Origin of the sequence: Paenibacillus sp. PAMC 26794, from assembly GCF_000316035.1 — a bacterium.
GTDB lineage: Bacteria > Bacillota > Bacilli > Paenibacillales > Paenibacillaceae > Paenibacillus.
Genome location: NZ_ANHX01000011.1, coordinates 531,316 through 553,961, shown reverse-complemented (window position 1 = coordinate 553,961; position 22,646 = coordinate 531,316). Strand labels below are relative to the sequence as shown.

The 22,646-nt window shown below is 42.4% G+C and carries 17 protein-coding genes and 1 riboswitch; of the genes, 11 read left to right on the top strand and 6 right to left on the bottom strand.

Annotated features, from left to right (window positions below):
* Positions 1-198 precede the first annotated feature (198 nt).
* A complete protein-coding gene (locus D829_RS0107750; RefSeq protein WP_193748454.1) occupies positions 199-441 on the top strand; it encodes an alpha-glucosidase C-terminal domain-containing protein in 243 nt (80 codons plus the stop codon).
* 109 nt (positions 442-550) lie between these two features.
* Here D829_RS0107750 and D829_RS0107745 read toward each other — a convergent pair whose 3' ends face one another.
* Entirely contained in the window at positions 551-1,390 is an 840-nt protein-coding gene (locus D829_RS0107745) for an alpha/beta hydrolase (RefSeq protein WP_017688297.1), read from the bottom strand.
* A 152-nt stretch (positions 1,391-1,542) separates the two neighbouring features.
* On the opposite strand from D829_RS0107745, the gene D829_RS0107740 reads away from it, so the two are divergent.
* On the top strand, positions 1,543-2,406 hold the full coding sequence (locus D829_RS0107740) for a LysR family transcriptional regulator (protein WP_017688296.1): 864 nt from the start codon (positions 1,543-1,545) through the stop codon (positions 2,404-2,406).
* An 85-nt stretch (positions 2,407-2,491) separates the two neighbouring features.
* Here the strand turns inward: D829_RS0107740 and D829_RS30650 are convergent, their stop codons facing one another.
* The 4 genes from D829_RS30650 to D829_RS0107720 form a co-directional block, all read right to left on the bottom strand.
* On the bottom strand, positions 2,492-3,976 hold the full coding sequence (locus D829_RS30650) for an oligosaccharide flippase family protein (RefSeq protein WP_017688295.1): 1,485 nt from the start codon (positions 3,974-3,976) through the stop codon (positions 2,492-2,494).
* Between the two features lie 84 nt (positions 3,977-4,060).
* Complete coding sequence (locus tag D829_RS0107730) at positions 4,061-4,894, bottom strand: amidase domain-containing protein (RefSeq protein ID WP_241230738.1); 834 nt, start codon at positions 4,892-4,894, stop codon at positions 4,061-4,063.
* A gap of 315 nt (positions 4,895-5,209) precedes the next feature.
* Positions 5,210-5,824: a class F sortase gene (locus tag D829_RS30645; RefSeq protein ID WP_017688293.1), complete on the bottom strand. Its 615-nt coding sequence runs from the start codon at positions 5,822-5,824 to the stop codon at positions 5,210-5,212.
* Between the two features lie 66 nt (positions 5,825-5,890).
* Positions 5,891-6,181: a hypothetical protein gene (locus D829_RS0107720; protein WP_017688292.1), complete on the bottom strand. Its 291-nt coding sequence runs from the start codon at positions 6,179-6,181 to the stop codon at positions 5,891-5,893.
* Between the two features lie 229 nt (positions 6,182-6,410).
* On the opposite strand from D829_RS0107720, the gene D829_RS0107715 reads away from it, so the two are divergent.
* Entirely contained in the window at positions 6,411-7,271 is an 861-nt protein-coding gene (locus D829_RS0107715; RefSeq protein ID WP_017688291.1) for a DUF421 domain-containing protein, read from the top strand.
* Positions 7,272-7,613: 342 nt separating this feature from the next.
* Complete coding sequence (locus D829_RS0107710) at positions 7,614-9,353, top strand: ATP-binding cassette domain-containing protein (RefSeq protein ID WP_017688290.1); 1,740 nt, start codon at positions 7,614-7,616, stop codon at positions 9,351-9,353.
* A 69-nt stretch (positions 9,354-9,422) separates the two neighbouring features.
* Here the strand turns inward: D829_RS0107710 and D829_RS0107705 are convergent, their stop codons facing one another.
* Positions 9,423-9,797 carry a hypothetical protein gene (locus D829_RS0107705; protein ID WP_017688289.1) on the bottom strand — a complete coding sequence of 125 codons (375 nt, stop codon included), beginning with the start codon at positions 9,795-9,797 and terminating at the stop codon, positions 9,423-9,425.
* Positions 9,798-10,323: 526 nt separating this feature from the next.
* Between D829_RS0107705 and D829_RS30640 the strand changes: the two genes are divergently transcribed.
* The 7 genes from D829_RS30640 (at position 10,324) to D829_RS0107660 (ending at position 22,581) form a co-directional block, all read left to right on the top strand.
* Positions 10,324-12,996, top strand: a complete 2,673-nt coding sequence (locus D829_RS30640; RefSeq protein ID WP_017688287.1) for an endo-1,4-beta-xylanase — start codon at positions 10,324-10,326, stop codon at positions 12,994-12,996.
* A 180-nt stretch (positions 12,997-13,176) separates the two neighbouring features.
* A riboswitch (TPP riboswitch) is annotated at positions 13,177-13,274 on the top strand.
* A 112-nt stretch (positions 13,275-13,386) separates the two neighbouring features.
* On the top strand, positions 13,387-14,049 hold the full coding sequence (gene tenA, locus D829_RS0107690; RefSeq protein ID WP_017688286.1) for a thiaminase II: 663 nt from the start codon (positions 13,387-13,389) through the stop codon (positions 14,047-14,049).
* Between the two features lie 268 nt (positions 14,050-14,317).
* The gene (locus D829_RS30635) at positions 14,318-16,018 is read left to right on the top strand and encodes a CotH kinase family protein (RefSeq protein WP_017688285.1); all 1,701 of its coding nucleotides are present in this window, start codon (positions 14,318-14,320) and stop codon (positions 16,016-16,018) included.
* A gap of 322 nt (positions 16,019-16,340) precedes the next feature.
* Positions 16,341-16,607 (top strand): CD3324 family protein, encoded by a 267-nt coding sequence (locus tag D829_RS0107675; protein WP_017688283.1) that lies wholly within the window; start codon positions 16,341-16,343, stop codon positions 16,605-16,607.
* 168 nt (positions 16,608-16,775) lie between these two features.
* Positions 16,776-17,837: a nucleotidyltransferase domain-containing protein gene (locus D829_RS0107670; protein WP_017688282.1), complete on the top strand. Its 1,062-nt coding sequence runs from the start codon at positions 16,776-16,778 to the stop codon at positions 17,835-17,837.
* Positions 17,838-18,037: 200 nt separating this feature from the next.
* Positions 18,038-18,184 (top strand): hypothetical protein, encoded by a 147-nt coding sequence (locus tag D829_RS33655; protein ID WP_017688281.1) that lies wholly within the window; start codon positions 18,038-18,040, stop codon positions 18,182-18,184.
* A gap of 593 nt (positions 18,185-18,777) precedes the next feature.
* Complete coding sequence (locus D829_RS0107660) at positions 18,778-22,581, top strand: GH32 C-terminal domain-containing protein (protein ID WP_017688280.1); 3,804 nt, start codon at positions 18,778-18,780, stop codon at positions 22,579-22,581.
* Positions 22,582-22,646 lie beyond the last annotated feature (65 nt).

Sequence of the window (22,646 nt, the reverse complement as noted above, 5' to 3'; positions counted from 1 at the left end):
TCAAAAAGGGCCGAGGCCTGTGGAAGAACAATAATCGGCATACCTTCGGCCAAACAGGCCGGGTTTACCACGGGTACGCCATGGTTAAAGGTGAATGACAATTACGTCAATATTAATGTAGAGAAACAACTCCAGGAACCACGTTCCATTCTTCAATTTTATAAACAAATGATTCAGCTGCGAAAAGAGCACGATACGTTGACTTATGGTATTTATGAGCTTCTTATGCCGGATCATCCGAGTGCATATGCATATACACGTACACTGGCAGATCAACAGGTGCTGGTAGTAATCAATCTTACTGAACACATGGTGGAGCTTGAGGAAGATGAGCTTGGCCTCAACTTCTCAGAGATCTGGCTTACCCACTATGAGAATGGCTTGCTGCCACTGGTGTTGCGACCGTTTGAAACCATTGTTGGATTAAACAATAAAGTATAATCGTAAAGGATATGGGCATCAGGCAGCTAAAATAAACGAGCATACAAATGAATTAGAAAAACACGAGGAAGTGAATATACGCCTCGTGTTTTTTCTATATCATCCTAACTCATGGATGCTCATTGCAGAAACGGTCGATATAATCAGAACATTGCCCCGGCTCATCTTCCATTACGAAATGACCAGCTCTGGGAATGACATGTAGGCAGGCATGGGGAATATCTTGGACAAGCCTCTTTGCATAAGCGAGGGGCTGCCATTCATCCTCCTCACCCCATAGAATTTGAACAGGGACTTTCAGCTTCGGTAAATCTGTTCCATAGGATTCAGTATATTTTGCATTATAGTGAGCTACCTGATGGGAGAAAAAAGAGGCTTTCCCCAATGAACCTGTATGGGGTTCCAGATATGCATCCAGTGTATCTCCAGTCATCAGCTCTTTATTATACACTGCCATGGGTAATTGTTTCTTTAGCATGGTATCAAAATCAGCACGGGGCATTTGTTCCACCTGTTCAAGCTGTTCTTCAATAATTTTCTTCCAGGTTGGTGAGGGCCACGAATCATAGCTGGGCATGTTGAGTAACGTAAGCGATTGTACACGCTCAGGCTGTTCCAGGGCCAGTTGGACTCCAACAATTCCACCTAGATCATGGGCTGCGACATGTAAACGATCCATTCCGAGTTCGTCTAAAAGCTGACTAAACAGCGTATATTGTGCTGCCACAGAAGTATCTGCTTCGAGTGGTCTTTCAGATGCTCCATATCCAAGGAGGTCATGAACATAGACTTTATATCCTTTTTGAACCAGAGCGGGTATTACTTTTCTCCATTCATAGCTATAAGACGGTGTTCCATGAAGGAGCCATATGGGAGAGCCTTCTCCGTATTGCTCATAAGCAATTCGATATCCATTAATCAACATGGATGACGTTGCTGCTGTTTTCATAGTGATTACTCCCTTCCATAAACGATCGAGATTAAAAAATTAAATGGGCTCTTAATGAGCTACATTGAATATAAACGATTGCTTTCCATTAGTGAAATTGATAGTTTATATGTAAACGATCAGTTTTAATGATGTTAAAAAGAAGGGAGCCAATGATGGAAATACGTCATTTGGTCACATTTATTACGATTGTGGAACACGATGGATTTACCAAAGCTGCTGAGCATCTTGGATACGCACAATCTACAATTACATTGCATATCAAGGCATTGGAAGAGGAGATTAACTATCCTTTATTTGATCGAATTGGTAAGCGGGTTATTTTAACAGAGACTGGGAAAAAATTGTTGCCACATGCCCAAAAAATGCTTGATCTGTATCACATGATTAAGGAAGTGACAGCTGCACAAGGGGAATTAACGGGTAATATCGTGATCAGTATTGGGGAAACGTTGTTGATCTATCGTTTTCCGCCTATTATTGAAGAGTTCAAAAAATTGCATCCCCATGTCAATATCGAATGGCACCAATTAGATTCCGTACATTATAAAGAGAATTTGATGCAAGGTAAAAGTGATATTTCCTTCATGTTGGGGACAGAGGTGCATGATCCCAATCTGTACAGTGAGAAATTGGCTGAGGAGCCCATGATGCTGCTGTACCCCAATTCATTTGAGCTACAACGGGACATTGTGCGAAGCAATTTACTTTTTACCGAAAGAGGTTGTGGGTATCGCACATTGTTTGAACAATGCATTGAAGAGTATCAGATTGGGATTACTTCCAATATTGAATTCTGGAGTATTGAAGCTGTGAAACAGTCGATATTGAGCGGTATGGGCATATCCTTGTTACCTCGAATTACGGTAGAGAAGGAGCTGAAGGAAGAAAAACTTTCAGGTCAGCAGTACAAACAAAATCTAGCTACGCAGTTGCTGTATCCCAAAAACAAGTGGATCTCTCCCCAAGTAAAAGCTTTTATTGAGATCGTTAGAAAGCATGCCTCCCTCTGGTAAGTAAGATTAGTGGAGCGGTTGAGTGTTTACTATGTTGCAGAATTGCATGTATAAGAAGGAATTGGCCTGTTTAGAAAGCAAAGCCTTATATCCGTTTACTGATCCATATGTGAACAAGTAGCAGACAAGCCCCGTATATCACCATTCCTGATACTTCACCAAATGTGCCTGGAAGCCAGTTTTGACTACAGGTACGAATGAAGTAACCTAGTGGAATACCTGCAAGTAAGAGGAATAGAGTAGAAGCCGCCATTCTGCCAATTTGCATAGGGAGTAACAAGGATCGAAGAGCAAAAACATTGGCAACAAATACAATCAGCTCCATCAACAGAATACCTGAAACTGCTCCATTCAGTTGTATGTACGGGACAGGAATGAGGAAGTAATGACAGCCTATAGCAAAAACGATTCCGATGACGGTGGCGATAAACGTGACTTTTTTTTGTTCTTGAGCCCATAGGATACTGGTTGTAATTTCTCTTACGCCTACAATGAGGGGAATTACTGATAATCCTTTGATCAGGCTACCAGCTTCTGTGGAACCAAATATGATTAAAGCCAGTTCTTCGGCGTGTATCAATAAAAAAAGGGTGGAGACGATCCCCCAAGACCACGCATATCGTATGGCCTTCAGGCTGTAGCTCCGAAATAAATGGCCTTGTTGCTCTATCCAGGCTGAAGCTAACTTCATAGTCATTGTATGGGAAATGGCAGCGGTGACCATTGTCGGCATATAGGCAATTAGAAGAGCCATGCCTGTAAGCATGCCAAACATGGCGGTCGCCTCATGTGAAGAATACCCTGCACTTTGCAGTCTTGCAGGTATAATCAGTGCATCAGCCATATCTGAGAACGGAATGAGCAGCCGAGTAAGACAGATGGCAAGGGAACTTCGAACAAACCACTTCCCTTCCCCCTGTGGCGAGGATGCAGGAATGGCTTTATAGATAGGGATCTTTATATTTCTAATATAGAAGATAAGAAGTATTACAAAAGCGGCAATCCCACCCAAGCTAGTCCCGAGCATGCTTATGCCTCCTGCAAACATACCGCCTTGGGGCAAAAAAAGAACACATAACGTCAGCATGACAGTGACTCGAATTAACTGCTCGACGACCTCTGAAAATGCGATAGCTTCATACTGTTCTAGCCCTTGAAGGTATCCGCGAAATAGAGCAAGTAGCGGTATAATGACAAGTGCCGGTGCGAGAGCACGAATAAAATAATAACTATTAGGGTTACCAAGGTGATGTGAGATTTGCTCAGCAAATCCGAGTGTCAGTATAAAAGCGACTATTCCCACTGATAACACCCAAACGGTCAATCTCTTGAACCATACCCAACCCAAATTCTTTTTTCCTGCTGTATATATAGCCAGAGCGGTTGGGAAACCACTCGTAACCAGCATCAAAGCGAAACCAAAATAAGCATAGGCTATTTGAAATAAACCGATACCTTCGGCGCCGATGATTCGAGTCAGCATCACCCGTCCCATGAGCCCGATGCTTTTGGTTAATGCAATGGCACCCAAACGAGTACCCGTTTGTCGAAAGAACGACGACTTGTGCATTGCTTCAATCTCCTTCCAGCCAACATGTCCACTCACAGTATATGAGCTGGGAAGGAAACGAAGTACTTTAGAGACAAAAAGCAGCTAATCTTTAATGTGAATGAGGAGATACTGAGTTTGATTATCCCAGCCCAGATCAAAAGGAGCCCTGTAACGGTCCGCTGTATGAGAGTTGACAAGAGGGTACCCATGATCATCAAAGCCGGTAACGATAGAAAAATGGTCTACATCGTTGTGCATGACATGTGCAATCAAGTCCCCTGAAGCCAGTTCCCACATGGCACTGTGCGGATGCTTGTCCGTAGATTTGACCAGATCTTCGTAGTGATCTGACGCAATTCGTTGACCATAACCGCTATGTAGCAAAAAATGCTTGAAGGCATCCGTTTGTACCCAAGTTCGTGTACCGCCGCTATTATAATGGTATCTCCAGGGACTTCTCATGTTAAGGCCTCCCCCTTCCTTAGGGTCACCCAAAACCTGTGAGGCAAAATTGGTACAATCTCCACCCAAATGATTATAATTCTTATATTTGCCGTTGTATTTCCCTTCATTACCAGCTCCCCAAGCAAGACCAGCATATTTATTGGCATAAGCGACTGCACGATTACGATCATAACGTTGATTAGATATAGTACTGCGTGGAGAAGGCGGAAGTGTGGGACGGCCAGAAGGAATTTTTTTCGGATTTTCCTCCAGTGGATCAAGAAACCACTCTTTGGAAACCATCCAGCGATGATCTTTCTTGACCAGTGTCATGACATGCCAGGTTCCCAGACCAAACCATTGCTTTACCATCGGATTGTCATGATATGCATACGTAATTTTCTGTGAATGTCCTAACGTAAGCTTGACTTGTTCACCTCGAAACTTAATTCCCCGAATACGCAGCCTGGATTGGCTTTCCGAAATATCCATTTCGCGTTTAGCCGCCCACTCGTGTAAATACGTTGCCCGATTGTTTTGAATTGCTAAAGCATGTCTACCACCCTTGGAATCTGTATCGTAATATGTGCTGAGTGAACGGTCCGGATGAACCAAATGGTGGGACCGTTCATGAAACAAATGGTTTATAAATGTTTCTATTTCCTGCTTGGACCCATCTGCGTAATTCGGTGTGGCAGCGGACAAAGGGGGAGTTTCACATAAAAAGAAGAAGAAGACTAATGACATTAAAATCACACTCACGATATATTGTCGTAAAGGCATTACGATCTCCTTTTCTCTGTCCATTTATTGTACCAACCGCGTATACACCACCAAACGTTGTTCATGCTCTTTTTTGTCCCGATTATAGATCCCCGTGCACGTGATCAGATTAAGGCGGTATTCATTCGTATCACCAAAAATACGGTCAAGAGGCGCCTCTTTGGTGAAATACGACTCAACTTGCTCCACGCGATAGATCAGAACTTGGTGATTCGCATCGAATAGGAGCACCAATGAATCCGGCTTCAACTGCTTCAGCGGGTAAAATATGCCTGGACCTTTGTAATTATCAACATGGCCCGCAATAAGTGCATTTCCTGGTTCACCCAACTTCACACCGTTCTCAAAGTAACCAGCCACCTCACTGGACTTGGGTACACCCAGCCGTCCATCCGGTTGCAAGTCAACAGGAATGACCTTTGCACTGAGATGGACTGTAGGTATACATATTCGAACCGGTTTAAAGGAGGAGGGAATGTTATTTAATTTGGAGTTCTCTTCAAAACGGGTCTGAAACGCTTCCTGATGGGATGGGGGAGCAGACAATCCAAGTTCACTTAAGGCATTATTCCAGCCATAGAAGGTAGTCATAACCACAGCCATAAGCAATAGCGTTAATATATGAGAGCGTTTTATCATCGTTTATCAACCTCAAATGTTCACAAAGGACAAAGAAACGAACTCTTTGTCCTTTGTGTTAGTGGATTACTCGCTTACGCCGCCGTAACCGGATTTTGGCAATGCGTGAGGCTTAACACTTTTAGCGCGGAGTTTATGCTCTTCGCCTACACCATTCTTGTGCAATTTATGCTCCTCTTTTTTGGCTTTCATATGCATCTTGTGTTCTTCATGCTTCCCTTTCATATGCATTTTGTGATCAGCTTTATGCACGGATTTTTCCATTTTATGCATAGGCTCTGTCGCAGCGGATGCAGAAGCAGCAGTTGCAGCAAACAGCATACAAGCAGCAATTGCAGTAAGGCTTGTCTTTTTCATGTTGTTTTCCTCCTTATATGGAATGTGATTGATATTACTCCAATATGATTTGTTGTTTTGAGAATATTTATGTTGAGAATTTTTGGGTCTGATCAGAGAAAAAATAAAACTTTACTAGGGGCATCGGGTAGAAACAAATGTTCTTTGCATACAATCTTAAACTAATGGTAATTATAACCTTTAATAATTACCCAAGCACATTACTTCCAAAGGGAAAGGAACATTCAACGTGCCAGAATGGTTAGAAGTCGCAATACGAACGTTAGCTGCTGTAACAATTCTGTTTATCATCACCAAAATTTTAGGCAAGCGCCAAATTTCTGAATTATCCTTGTTTGAGTATATAACAGGTATAACTTTAGGAAACTTGATCGGTTATATTTCGTTAGATACAGATACAACTTGGTATTTGGGATTTATCGCACTTTTTGTATGGGTTTCCGTGTCTACAGGGGCGGAGTATTTAACGATGAAAAGTAAAAAGTTTCGTGATGTTGTAGATGGAAAATCAACGATTCTCATTGAGAATGGAACTGTGAATGAAAAGGCACTAAAGAAAGAACGATTAACGATCGATGAATTTCTGGAACAACTTCGAAAAAAAGATGTGTTTAGAGTTGCCGATGTTGAGTTTGCAGTCATGGAACAAAGTGGAGACATCAGTGTGATGTTAAAGAAAGAATATCAGCCACTCACACCCGACTTATTAGGCTACCATATTTCAACTGAAAAAGAGCCAAGTACGATCATCATGGATGGGCATATCTTGCCAGACAGTTTAAAAGCAGCAGGATTGAACGAAGAGTGGGTAAAAAAAGAACTTCGCAAGCTTAATTTGACTCTGGATCAAGTTTCAATTGGTCAGGTGGATAGCAAGAGAGAACTCTCTGTTCAGACAGGTACAGATTCTTTGCCCAAACCTGCAAATTCAAGTCCGAAAGATCAAATTACGGAGTTAGTGAAAAAATTACAGGATGATTTAATCATGCGAAAGCAACTTGCATCAAATGATAAGGATCGAATCAAATATCAAGAAGCATTAGATCAATTTCAAACCGCAATGCACGCTTATCAAAAACAACAATCATAGCGTTGTGCAACATATCAAGAAAACAGTGAAGAGTGAAATTGGAGAAAAGCAATGAACGTACCTGAGAGGTTAATCTGTATACAACTCCAATTGTAAATTCTCATAAAAAACAGGGGAGTGACACTTTAAATTTGTTGCAATCGATTTCATCAACGAATAGTGTCAAGCCTACCCTGTCTTCATTGGTCCAGTCATCCTCTGTAAACGTCGTTTTTGTTTCGAAGTGAGAGTAGGGGCTAAAAATCGATTGTACTTGGTGGTAAACAGTGTTACTCTAAAAGTCTGTGTTCGACAATATATTCAATACTAGCCACCAATTTAGTTATAAAGAAAGGTAACACTATGATAAAAGTTGAAAACTTATCCTTCTCATTTCCACAAAAGGAACTATATAAAAACATTTCATTTACGTTTGAAGAGGCACAACATTGTGCTTTTATCGGAACAAGCGGAAGTGGAAAAAGTACATTGATCGATATCCTGATGGATCCGGAACGCTATTTGTTCGAGGGCAAGTTAGAGATAGACCCCGATTGCAGAATCGGGTATGTGAGTCAGTTTTTGCAAGTAGACAAAACGAAAGATATGACCGTTTTTGAATATATCGCAGAAGAATTCATCAAGATACAAGATGAAATCACAGCCATTTATGCTGAAATGGAAACCACGTCGGATATGGATTCCCTGATGGAAAAGGTTCAATTGGCTTTGGATGCCTTCGAGGCGATGGATGGGGATAATTTCGAAAAAAACATAAATAAACAGTTAAACCTTGCCAACCTCATGAAGCTCAAAGATCTTAGTATATCAGCCATAAGCGGCGGGGAATTCAAACTTATTCAAGTGATGAAGGAAATGCTGAATCGTCCAGACTTCATGATTATGGACGAACCTGATGTATTTTTAGACTTTGAAAACCTGAACGCACTTAAAAAATTGATTAACACCCACAAGGGAATGCTGCTGGTCGTCACGCACAACCGATATCTGTTGAACCATTGTTTCAACAAAATCATACACCTAGAAAACACAGAGCTCCAAGAGTTTGACGGGCGATATATCGATTACAACTTCTCGCTGCTTCAGACGAAGATCGAGCTGCAAGAAATCGCGGTTGCTGAAGCTGAAGAAATTGAGAGATACGATAACATCATCGACAATCTTAGAGAGATCGCCACGTATAATTCGGAAGCCTCCAGAGGCAGAGCGTTAAAAGCCAGAGTCAAGTTTCAAGAGAGATTGGAAGCACGTCGAATAAAAGAACCATTTGTCGATATCAAACAGCCGAATATCAGTTTTGGAATCGATAAGAAAATGGAAGACACCGTTGTGGTTAACGTCAATAACTATAGCGTTTCCTTTGACGAGTTGCTTTTGGAAAATGTGAACTTTGAGATCAAATCAACAGATAAAGTAGCCCTGATCGGTCCAAACGGTACCGGGAAAACGACTTTACTCCGAGAAATCTTTAAAAACAATCAGGATTCCATTGAAATCAATCCTGATGTTAAGGTGGCTTATTTATCTCAGGTTCAAGGCGAAATGCTAAAAGATTCGAATACCATCCTAAATGAATTCATTGATTCCGGGTTTCAAACGTATGACGAGATTAGATCGTATCTTCCAAACTATGGCTTTGAAGGAGAAATCCTTGATCAAAAGATTGAATCGTTATCTGGCGGAGAAAAAAACATGCTTCAATTGGCTAAAGTTTCTGCCAGTCAAGCCAACGTATTGCTCCTGGATGAACCGACAAGCCATTTAGACATCTATACACAAATCGCATTGGAGAAAGCTATTGAGGACTACAAAGGTGCGATTATCATGATTTCTCATGATTTCTATTCTGTTGTAAATGGTATGGATTATGTTTTAATTATTGAAGACAAAACGATTAGTAAAATGAGTATAGAAGAATTTAGACAGATGATTTATACGAGTCATTTTGATGAAAACTATCTAGAAAATGAACAAAAGAAAAAGTCTGTTGAAATGAAAATTGAATTGGCTTTAAAAGATACTAATTTTGAACTTGCAAAGAGTTTGGTTGATGAGCTAGAAGAGCTGATTAAGTTGCTTTAGACAAGGTGAATATTCCATAAATTTAACTCCCCCTGTATGTGGATTGATCCGCATACAGGGGGAGTTCTTCTAGAAACAGCTAAACGAGCTGATTCGCTGCAGATCAATGCCGGTGTATAGCCAGAAGAAGCCATTCCAGCGGAAGCCAGCCACCGAATTTCTACCTACAAATACCGGGTACATCCAGAAGCCGGGACCACGATCCGGCCAAATATATGTGTAGCGAAACATACAGCCGGATATGGCTCTTGGATCTACCGCAAATAACGAAGCGGGTTGCTGTGGAATGAATGATGGTGGCGGTCCGGTAGGTGCCTGCACGCCTTGTGGTCCGCCGCCTCCGCCCCCGGGGAACGATGGAGGACCAGGCATTCCACCGGGTCCTCCCGGACCCCCAGGTCCGCCAAACCCTCCACCAGGTCCAAAAGGAGGTAAAAATGTCATATCACATCACTCCTGTTCATTAGTCTAATGTATTCTATGTAGGCAATTGAGAAGGGGAGTGGGTGGAAGCCTATAGAAGGCCGCTACTAATTTATTGTGTCATATTATGATCCAGTAAACGTTTACATCAACAACGAATTGAATATTAGCAGTGCTTGGTTGTTACTGGTAAAGCAGGCATGACCAAAATGATTTTGCATTTTCCTTATGTGAGTAGGGGAAGGCATATCGTTTGGTCTTTTTTTATATCCAAATTCAGAAATGAGGCAAAGGTATGGATTATCGCAAGTTGGGACAAGAGATTACTGAATTGGTTGGAAAGAAGGATAATATTCGCGGATCGGTATCGCCTTCCATGCGAACGAACTCCAGCTTCCTAAGCCCACACAGGATTACCAAATGATAACTTTTTATTATAATTATTGGAATTTTTTTATATGTAAGCGCTATCTAAAGAACTATAATCTATTTATCTGGATGTTAATCCGTTCAGAAATACTTAGATCAAATCAAGAGGAGGAATTGTATGAAACGGTTACGTCAATGGAATATAACAGCCTTGGTTCTTGTGCTCGTACTTGGTATGCTTCCATTTTCGAATGTCTCACATGCAGCCCAGGCAGTTACGGAAGTGGAGGAAAGTCATTTGAGTACAAATTTTGAAGACGGTACACTTCAGGGATGGACTCCACGGATCGGTAACGAAAGGCTGACAGTGACAAAGCAGGAAGCACACGAAGGTCAGTCTAGTATGCTGGTCGCCAATCGGGAGCGTTCCTACCATGGACCGATGTTATCCATGAAGGATCTGCTTGAGCGTAACCAAGAGTACGAAATTACAGCATATGTTAGACTTACCCAGGAGCCCACCACGGATCAAACGCTACAGCTCACCACATATAAAAAAACAACTGCCGAAAGCTGGAACCCGATCGGTAGCGTGAAGATTGCCAAGGCAGAATGGAATACATGGCACAAGATCACCGGAAAATTTCAGAATAGCGATGACCCCACTGAATTGAATTTGTTCATCGAGACACCCTACATCTCTGAAGATAGCGTAGATACGTTATCGTTCTATGTCGATGATGTATCATTTACTCTGGCCGAGCAACTGGAGATTGAAGAAGGGATTGTGTCTCTGGAGGACCTGTATCAAGATGATTTCCCCATTGGGTCAGCGGTGTATCGCTGGCAGTTGGAAGGCGCATATGGACAACTGCTCACAAAGCACTTTAACAGCTTGACCGCAACCTATGAGATGAAACCGAAGTACATGTCTCCTTCCGAAGGTGTTTATGAGTTCGAGGCAACCGATCAATATGTTCAGTTCGCCGAGGAACATGGTATGGGTGTACGCGGACATGCGCTGTTGTGGCATATTGATGCAGCAGAGTGGATGTTCAAGGATCCTCAGGGTAACCCTGCGAGTCGAGAATTACTGCTTGCCCGGATTCAGGATTACGTTGAAACCGTCATGACCAGATACAAAGGTAAGATCTATGCCTGGGATGTGGTAAACGAGGCGATTGCGGATAGCAATGGTGATGCCAACGGTTTACGTAAAAGTCCCTTTTATGAACTAATCGGTCCGGATTACATTGAGAAAACCTATGAATTCGCTCGTGCAGCCGATCCGGATGCCAAATTATACTACAACGAATACTTCACGGAAGTCCCTGAGAAAAGAGAGCATATGGTTCAGTTGGTCAAACGACTGAAAGAGAAAGGGCTCATCGATGGTGTGGGTTTGCAATCCCACTATAACCTGGAATCCCCGCCCATCAAGGAAATTGAAAAAACGATCAACATGTTCGCCGAACTTGGATTGGATATTCAGATCACAGAACTGGATGTTGATAGCGGAATTCCATTTGGTGAAGAGATGTCCGATGAAGTTGCGGTAAAACAGGCGTATCGATATAAGGAACTGTTGGATTTGTACCAAAAACACAAAGACCACATTTCTTCAGTTACCTTATGGGGACTCCAAGATGAGAAGTCTTACAACAACCAGGCTATGCTGTTTGATTCAGCCCTGAAGGCCAAAAAAGCATACTGGGGACTCGTGGATGAATCCAGCTTGCCTGTGTTGACACAGAGAGCCGTCTCACTTTCGGTTAAACCAAATATCAAAAAACAGTCACAAGATCCGCTCTGGAACAAAGCGGTGTCTACTCCACTGAAGGGCGACTCTTCGGGATCAGCCAGTTTCCGCACCTTATGGGATCATAGTAACCTGTATATCCTCGTGGATGTTCAGGATGCGAAGGCAGATGTGAATGACAGAGTAGAACTCTTTGTTGATCTCAATAATGGCAAGACCACTTCCTATGAAGCAGATGACCGACACGTAATCATTAAGCGCTCGGGCAAAGCTGAGGGCGCAGAGCGGGGTTCATATCGTGTACGCGAGACAAAAGCCGGATATCAGGTTGAATTGTCCATTCCATGGGGTGGTGTCCAAGTCGGATCAGAATATGAAGCCGGCTTGGATATCCGTGTGACTGATGGCGGTGCAAGTGGGACAGAACCTCATAATCCACTGTACTGGAATGATCGAACACAATCTCAGGAACAAGATACAAGCAAATACGGCGTGATTCAACTCGCCCCTATGCCCAAATCTGCACAAGCTGTGCAAGGGATTGTTCAGATTGATGGGAAGAAAGACGCCCTATGGAATAAAGCTGTACCATTTGAAGTAAAAAGGTTAAATGAGACCGAAGGTGCAGAGGCAGTGGCTCGCGCAATGTGGTCAGGTGAGTATCTATACCTGCTGATCGACGTCACTGATCCAAACATCATAACAGATAGCATCAACCCATGGGATCAGGATTCGGTTGAGATTTTCCTGGACGAGAATCACCAGCGCACACCGTATTTTCAATATGATGATGCCCAGTTCAGAATCAGTGCAGACAATGTCGGAACCTTTGCAGGCAGTGCCTCGCCCGGACGCCTTGTAAGTGCTGTGAAGAAAACCAATAAAGGATATCTCGTAGAAGCCAGAATCAAGTTACACTCACTGACGCCAAGCGCTGGAAATGTTCTCGGTTTGGATCTTCAAATTAACGACAATCAGGGCGGAGGCAAGCAGAGCGTAGCCAAATGGAATGATAAGACCAATGAAAGCTGGAGAAACACTTCCCAGTACGGAATACTCACTTTTGTTGGAAAGAACAAACTCGGGCATTAAACCATTGGCAGTAATTGTAAGAGTAGAAACCATCATAACAGTGGCTGAAACTCAACCATTGTTGTGATGGTCTTCATCGTTTACATACGTCACCGAAGGTGATGAGAGGCGATACAATCTGCCTTGACTATATTTAACAGCCCTTGATATACTAAATGAACGTTATTTTCAACTTCATACAACCGTTTGCGAGGGAGCCTTAACCGGCTGAGAGGGTGTTAAACCGACCTTACCTGACTTGGATAATGCCAACGTAGGGATGCAACGATGAAACGCTTACTTGGGTAGCTCATGCGAACCCCCTTGTTTTAGTGTATTTGTCTGCGAAACATCCTATGGATGTTTCGTTTTTTTGTTTTTAAATACGTACATTATGAATTGGAGGAACCTATGTTGACTATTTCAGAGAGACTATATCAGGCGGCACAGCCCGTGTGGAAGGAATGTCTCGAGCATCCCTTTGTTAAAGGAATCGGAGATGGTTCCTTACCGGTTGAACAATTTCGTTATTATTTGCTGCAAGACTACTTGTATCTGTTCGATTATGCCCGTGTATTTGCACTAGGTATCGTCAAGTCGCACGACCCCAAATTGATGCAGTTTTTTAGTAAAAACGTAGATAACATCCTGAATGGTGAAATGAAAATTCATCGTTCTTATATGGAGCGATTAGGAATTACAGAGGATCATGTTTTTCAGGTAAAACCCGCACTGAAAAATGCAGCCTATACTAACTATATGCTCTCTGTTTCCCATGCAGGTGGCTTAGCAGAAGTACTAGTATCCATTCTGGCCTGCTCATGGAGTTATGCAGAGATTGGTCAAGTCCTTGCTCAAAAGCCAGGTGCAGCTGATCATCCCTTTTATGGAGAGTGGATCACAGGATATGCTTCCTCTGAATACAACAGCAGCAATCAATCCCTTGTGACGTTAACGGATAAGCTATTAGAAAGTTGTAGCGAGGAAACGTATCAAAGAATGGAAGATATTTTCGTGATGTGCAGTCGCTTTGAGCTTGACTTTTGGGAAATGTCATGGAGGCTGGAGCCTTGAGCTCACTGGTAGTTAATTCAATTAGAGAGTAGCGTCCATAAACAGGATGTTACTCTCTTTTTCTATATCCGCTCTGCAAAACAGCCTGCCATGTTTATTTTTATTGCCGCCGTATCTACCGCTTGATTAGGCAGAGTGCTTGATGGGAGTAATACGAGCTTTGCGTTTGTTACCTTTTGTATCTCATTCAGATTCATTTAAGAATTGCAATTTATGATGATTACATACGAAAAGATACAACAACAATAATAATAATGAGGTGATGGCAATGAGTATATACAAATGGCCTAAATTTATCGGTGTAGCGGTGCTATGTACTGCGATGCTGACGGCATGTAGTTCGACTAATGAAGGGAATGGGGAGACGGAAAGCAATTCGACTGAAAAGGAACAAACGACTACGGATAATCAGAGTAAAACGGAGAATACTGCGCAGACAGTAGGATATGCCGATCAAATCAACAAGACTGAGGTGATGTCCATTTCAATTGATGTGGATGAAGAAGCATGGAAAAAAATGCTGGACACTGCAACCGAGGAACAGTACATCTCAGCTAATATTACAATTAACGGAACGACGATTGAAAACGTCGGGATTCGTCCAAAGGGTAACTCCAGCCTGCGGCAGGTCGCTGGCGATGATACAACGGATCGATATAGTTTCAAAATCAAGTTTGATGAATATGTCAAGGATCAAACGTGGATGGGATTGGACAAGCTCGTTGTGAACAACATGATTAGCGACAATAGCTATATGAAGGAATATTTGAGTTATGACATTATGAGTTATATCGGCGTAGATGCACCTTTATTCGCATTCTCCGATATTAGTGTAAATGGAGAGACTTGGGGCTTGTACCTGGCTGTTGAGGACATTGACAGTGGATATCTCGCTCGAGCCAAGAATGACGAGGGTGAACTTTACAAGCCGAACAATGATGACAACATGGGGCCAGGAGGTATGGGAGGGCCAGAAGGCAATCCTTTTGCACAAGGATATGGAGATATGCAGCCTCCTAATGAAGGTATGGCGCCACCGGATGGTGCAAGTCCGCCGGATATGAACAGCGGGACAGGGGAAGATGGTGCGAATACACTACCGGAAGCAGGTATGAAGGGTAACCGTGGTCCGGGTGGTATGGACGGAAGCGGCAATGGTGTTTCATTGGTGTACACGGATGATGAATCATCCAGTTACTCCGCGATCTTCGACAATGCTGAGACCAAAACAACAGAGGAAGATCATCAGCGTGTCATTGAATCGCTCAAAAACTTGAGCACAGGTACCGAACTGGAGAAATATGTGGATGTGGATGGAGTTCTGAGGTATTTTGCAGCCCACACGGTGGTTGTCAATATGGATAGCTACACGTCCGGAATGGGACATAACTATTATCTGTATGAGAATGATGGACAGATTAGTATGTTGCCTTGGGACTACAACATGGCCTTTGGCGGATTTGGCGGCTTTCAAGCTGGTTCTGCATCCGACATCGTGAATTTGGCGATTGATACGCCGGTATCAGGGGTCAGCCTGGAGGAACGTCCAATTTTGGGCAAGCTGCTTGAGGTGCCTGAGTATAAGGCCAAGTATCACGAATATTTGCAGGAGATCGTAGATGGATACTTTGCAGACGGAAAATTTGAAGAAAAAGTGCAGAGCCTGAACGACATGATCGCGGAATATGTGAAACAAGACCCTACAGCATTTATCACCTATGACAAGTACGAGGAAGCTGTTGCGGAATTGACCAAACTTGGCACGCTGCGTGCAGAAAGTATACAGGGGCAACTGGACGGAGATATTCCTTCCACGACCGAGAAACAGAAAGAGAACTCTGATTCGCTGATTAATGCTTCTTCGGTTGATCTGTCCAAACTGGGTGAAAATAAAATTCCAGGAGGCATGGGAATGGGAGGTGGCGGTCGTGGAGCTGCAAAGGGGGATCAGTCTCAGGAAGGGAAATAAGAAGAGTTACGCAAAGCGAACAGATAATCAAGGTGAGTTCAGCGAATAATCAGAACGTGTCAGCCCAAAAGACATGAATAAACAATCGAACAGCAAGCTCTGATATAATAAGCAAATAGCAGCTATCTATTTTCTATGGAGGTGAGGCTATTGCAAACAATCGGGGTAGGATTCTTACATGCACGGCTCTATGCAAAGCCAGTGAAGGATATGGCAATGCTTTGCATAGAGCCCGGGAATAATCACATTGCCAACGACGAATCGTAATATTCCACTAACTGGCTTTGCACCTTATTGATCTATTAAATAAGGAGTGAGGCCCATGAAATATTCAAAAGCCGAGTCTATTTTTCCGGAAGAATTGTTACTTATCATTCAAGAATACGTTCAAGGCGAATTGGTTTATATCCCAAAACCCAAAGAAGCGCACCTAAAATGGGGCGAGAAAACAAAGAGCAAGAGCAGGGTCTCTGCTCGAAACGCTGAGATTAAATCCTTATTCCGCAATGGAGTCAGGATAGAGGAGTTGGCGGGTCGGTATTTCTTGTCCTGCGAAAGCATAAAGAAAATAGTCTATACAAAGAACTAATCAAAGAACTAATGAAATCCGCTAACTCGTCGTATCGACGGTTTAGCGGATTTTGTGCAAAGATGACTTAAGTCATCTTATACATAGTAACCGTACCTCTGAATCGATAGACTCAAGTTAAGGTTGTTGTGATGCAGAACGGCCGGATCATACAAAGAGGTGTAACGAATGAACGAAATTATAAAGAAGAAGTTGCTGGACAAAAATGAACTACTTATTAACATGGTGATCGAACGCGTAAAAAGAGATTTTCTAGACGATATCGCCATTATTGGGCTTACTGGTTCATTTAGCACCGGTGACTTTCACGAGAAGAGCGATCTTGATTTAATTATCATTAATAATACAGAAAAGGGATGGGAAATATCCGATTGCTTCATCTTGGATGACGTTGGATATGACATCTATTGCACGCCATGGGATTCAAGAATACAAGAGCAATGCACCTTGGAGAGTCCCAACGTATCGAGCCTAACCGACCTCAAAATACTCTACTATGCAACGCCTGAGGATTTGGAGAAATTGAACGACTTCCAGCAAAAAGCTCTTGATGCACTTGCGAATCCGATAGGAGAAGTGTGTCTTAATCGAGCAAATAAATGGATCGACCAGGCTAAGCAAGCATACAGCGATACAATGCTGGGTGAAGATATCGGTTCAGTGCGATATGCATCTGCTGATGTTCTGTACAATCTAGTTAATGCCTTAGTCAGCATGAATAACACTTGCATCAAACGAGGGATTAAGCGATATTTGGAAGAGATATGCTCGTTACGCTATGTTCCGGACGATCTTGAATCCTTATACATGTCAATCATCGAAGCTCATACCATTGAAGATATACGAATAACATCTTTTAATATGTTGAATAGCGTTACGAGGTTACATAGCACGATGTGTGATAACTTCATTGTTAAACCGGCTCCGACCTTTGATAATCTGAGGGGAACATACGAAGAATTGTGGTGCAATTACCGCAATAAAATTTTGAACAGTGTTATAACGAACGAAGCTTCCTACGTCTTTCTTTCGGCCTTTGGAGCACATGGGTATCTTGATGAAATGGCCATGGAGAAAGGCACCAAGAAATATGATAGTAATTTACCAGTTATGAAAGAGAAGTTTCTTGAAGTGATGGATAAATATCTAGACGAGTATGATAAGGTCGGCAGAACAGTCGAACATTTTACAACCTTCGAGCAACTATATGCCCATTATATGAATCATTGACCTTACGTCCCAGGTAGTAATAAGTCCGGGAATTGAACACAAGGAAAAAATCATTTTACAATCATTGTCAGTACGTTATAATACAATCACCAGGTAGATTCCCCAACAAAAAAGTGAAATATTGTAATATTAAGTCACACTCGGCTCGTCATAGTTCTTGAGCCGCTTATTACAACACAATAGATATCGGAGGTATGGTTATGGTCAAGAAGAAAATTTCCACAGCCCTCAGCGCAGCTTTAATTGTTTCTATGCTGGCTACTGGCGTAATAGTCACTATCGAAGGTAACACAACGTTAGAAGTAGCGAAGTCAGCAGGGGATAAAAAGGTTGAAGTTATTAAATGAAGGCAAAATCTTAATTAATTAACCTGTCGCGGGACACGAACATATTCCTATTGAAGTCGCTAAAATAGCGACTTTTTTTTGTTTTATAGGTACAAGTTTCTAGGAGAAGAACATTATCCATTAATCGATTCGATAAGCATGAAACCGAGAATATAATGCAGGATTAATACACAAAAAATTGTGCTTTTATTGGGTTTAATACTAACGATATTTTGTTGAACAGGTAAAGAAAAGTTTAGATGCAACCTTTTTTTACAATTGTAAACCATTAGGTTTGAAATAATAAAAAACTGATTAGATCAATTTAAATAAAAATTGTTATTTTCTATAATCAGTCATAAATTGTGCAAATGTAAACTAAAACAGATATATATATATGAAATAATGTTCATTTATCCAAAAATACTTTGACAAATGAAAACGAGTGGATTATTTTGTTAATAAGGAATACATCAGGTGAAAATAGTATCAGCAAAGGTCCTGAAAACTTTATTTATAAAAATGAATACAGACCGCAAATACATTATTCACCTGATCTAAGATTACTCGGGTTAAAAGTAACTTTACAATCCTATTAGAAAAGAGGGTATGGAATGAACGATAAATCTAAATTCGCAATATGTCTTCTGATGGCAACGGGACTAGTTCTTACTTCAAACGGTATTTTTACATCTAAATCAATTGCGGCTAGTGCTGTGCTCGCTGATCAGGAAACAAATAAACAGGCAAAGGAGGAGCTTGATATTTTTGAAAGCGCATCCAAAACGAACACCAATTTGATAGGCTGGCAAGTGAAAGGAAAAGGTGGATTAGAGGATACTTCAGAAGGAATCTTGCTAACTTCGCAGCCTAAAGAAAATGTAATGGCCATCTCAGAGACAGTGTCCGACGATTTTATCTATGAAGCTGATGTCATGATCAGGGATACGAAGGCAGACGCCACATTGTTGTTTCGTTCTAATGAGGATGGCTTTAGCTCGTACATGCTGCAAATCGTTCCGGACGCAGGTCTGATCCGGTTAAGAGATGCAACAAATGGAGATGGGAAATTAAAGGAGGAGCGTAAAGTTTCTGTTGAAATGGGGCAAATCTATCATCTCAAAGTGAAGGCAGTGGGTTCCTCGCTAAAAGTATATTGGGGCAATCAATATAAACCATTAATTGATGTTCAAGACATTTCGTATCAAAGCGGAAAGCTTGGACTCCATGTATGGGATGGATCCGCCTTGTTTTCGAACATCATGGTGAGCGATCTGAAAGGTAATTTGGGAACGATGCTTTCTAGCAAGGGAAAATGGCAGCCTGATATCAACGGCAAAAGAGGGACGGTAGAACAGGAGAACAAAGCACAGCAAATCTATAATAAAAATGCGACTGATATGGTGTATGAAGGGAATATTACCCTTCGTCCTGATTCTATTGCAGCTCTCGCATTTCGATCTTCAACCGATGGAGCTGAAGGATATGAAGCTACTCTTACGAAGGAAGGAGATCAGGTCCGTGTAAGTTTGACGAATACAAAAGGAACAGTGATTGCAAGTTCGCAACGTACTTATCCGAGTCAGATGGGAGCCAAACATCATGTGGAAATCAAGGCAAAGGGAGATCGAATTCAGGTCTTCCTGGACGGATACACTACGGCCGCGATTGACGTGAAAGATACAACCTACATGAGTGGAAGTTCTGGGATCGTCGTCAAAAAGGGGACGGCTTACTTTCAGGATACTTATGTGACGGAACTGAGCCAATATTACAATGAGATATATCGTCCACAATATCACTACACGCCAATACGTGGTTCGGCGAGTGATCCGAATGGACTTGTCTACTTCGAAGGAGAATATCATCTCTTTCATCAGGATGGAGGAACATGGGCGCATGCGGTAAGTAAAGATATGCTGAACTGGAAACGGCTTCCGATTGCACTTCCCTGGAATGATCACGGACATGTCTGGTCTGGGTCGGCTGTTGCGGATATGACAAATGCATCTGGTTTATTCGGAGATTCAGGAGGCAAGGGTCTTATTGCATACTATACTTCCTTTAATCCGGATAGCTCGAATGGGAACCAGCGTATAGGTCTGGCTTACAGTAAAGACCAAGGTCGTACTTGGGAGTATTCGAAGGAACGCCCGATTGTGATCGAGAACCCAGGTAAGAGCGGAGATGAAGCTGGGAATTGGGATTTCCGCGATCCGAAAGTGATCCGTGATGATGAGAATAAACGATGGGTTATGGTTGTGTCCGGAGGAGATCATATTCGTTTCTACACGTCAACGAATTTACTTGACTGGACATTGACAGATAATTGGGGTTATGGGGATTACGTCCGCGGAGGCGTATGGGAATGCCCTGATTTGTTCCAGCTTCCGGTAGACGGAACGTCACAGAAGAAGTGGGTTATGATGATCAGTACAGGAGCGAATCCCAAAACAGGCGGATCAGATGCCGAGTATTTTATCGGTCATTTAACAGCTGATGGTAAATTCGTGAACGATAATCCGGCGGGTAAGGTGTTAAGAACAGATTTTGGTAAAGAATTTTACGCTTCGATGTCTTTCGCTAACATGCCTGATCATCGCACAGTGATGATGGCGTGGATGACGAATTGGGACTATCCGTTCGCTTTCCCAACGTCGAATTGGAAAGGTGAACTAACCATTCCGAGAGAAGTATCATTGGTAACGACCGAAGATGGAATTCGGATGGTGCAAAGTCCAATCAAAGAATTGGAATCACTGCGTAAACCTTTGTATTCTGCTTCTAACAAGTCGGTAAGCCCTTCTTCCGGGAATCTGTTAAAAGATATTATTTCAGGCGCTTACGAAATTGAAGCTGAAATTGAAATCCCTGAAACCAGCACAGTGACCGAGTTTGGCTTTAACATTCGTGAGGGTGCAAATCAGAAGACGGTCGTGGGTTATAAGGCAAGTGATAGTCGTATGTTTGTGGACCGAACTTCATCCGGTGAAACGGATTTTTCTAATCTTTTCAGTAAGAAACATGAAGCGCCTGCGCAAATGGAGAATAATCGGATCAAGATGCGTATTCTTGTGGATGAGTCTTCTGTTGAAGCCTTTGGTAACGACGGCAAAGTTGTCTTTTCAGATGTTATATTTCCGGATCCTGCTAGTAGAGCGATGAGTTTTTACGTGAAAGGTGGGAATGTGAACGTTGTTTCCCTGAGAGTGCATCAACTTCAATCTGTCTGGAACGAGGACATTCCTTCAAAAGCTCAAATAAAGATGGATACGAGGGTTCGGGAATTAGGTATTGGGGAGTCGAATACACTGCAGGCGATGGTCGAGTATGGACCAGGTTTAGGCGTTCAACCACTTAAGTGGATTTCCAGTAATAACGAAGTAATAGCCCTAGACTTGGTAGACAATTCACATGCAGTTATTAAGGCGAAAAAAGAAGGGGAGTCCACAGTCACCGTATCTACTCCGAATGGTAAAACTTCCAGTAGTGTGCTCATTAAAGTCTCAGGTGGCGAGTTCCAGACAAACCTGAGTGGATGGACTAAAGATCTGTCTGCAGATTCATGGTTAGTTAGTAAACATGGGATTCGTGGTAAATATTTTAGCGATGCGAATTATATTACCAAAGAGAAGGCTGGGAATTTTACGTATGAAGCAGACATGATGCTTGGTGAAACAGGAGGGGCAGGTTCTATTTTGTTCAGGACTAGCGAGGATGGTCGCAGTGGTTATTATCTGAATCTAGACCCTAACATGAAAGCAATCCGTCTGTTCTACAAAATCAATGGAGCATTTGAAGAACGGCAGGTACTTGCAAAAGTACCAACGTTCATTCAGCCAGGTCAAACGTATAAGGTGAAAATAGAAGCGAATGGTCCGCATATTGTCGTTTACGTGGACAGTCAAAAAGTCATAGATATCATGGATGGTACTTTTGCAGAAGGTCACTTTGGACTCCATGTATTTGGCGGCTCCGCATCCTATCAGAACGTCAATGTGAGCAACGGTGAACCTGCAAACCTCACCAAGTCCAGCCTTGTAAATGCCGCAACACAGAAATCCATTTATACCGTGAACCTTGTCAACGGGGAGCCGGTTACCTTGCAAGATGCAAGTGCAGCTTCCGTCCAAAAGTGGATATTTGTTCCGACAGGCGACGAAGCAGGTTCATATTCGATTCGTACTACGGCCGGTCAGACGCTTGATCTGGATATAGGGCAAAACAAACTTCAGCTATATCATTACTTAGGGTACAATAACCAGCGTTGGGTCCTTCACGAGAACAAAGACGGAACAGTTCATATTACTTCAGCTCATCATCAAAAAGCATTAGAAGTATCGGAAGATGGGACCGAACTCTTCTTAAGTGAACTGAATCCATCACTTGATCGACAAAAGTGGATATTAGCAAAATAATCAAAGTTTATTCCATGATGGCGTATCTCATAGATATTCCAATAAAGAAGTATCGTAGGACGGGA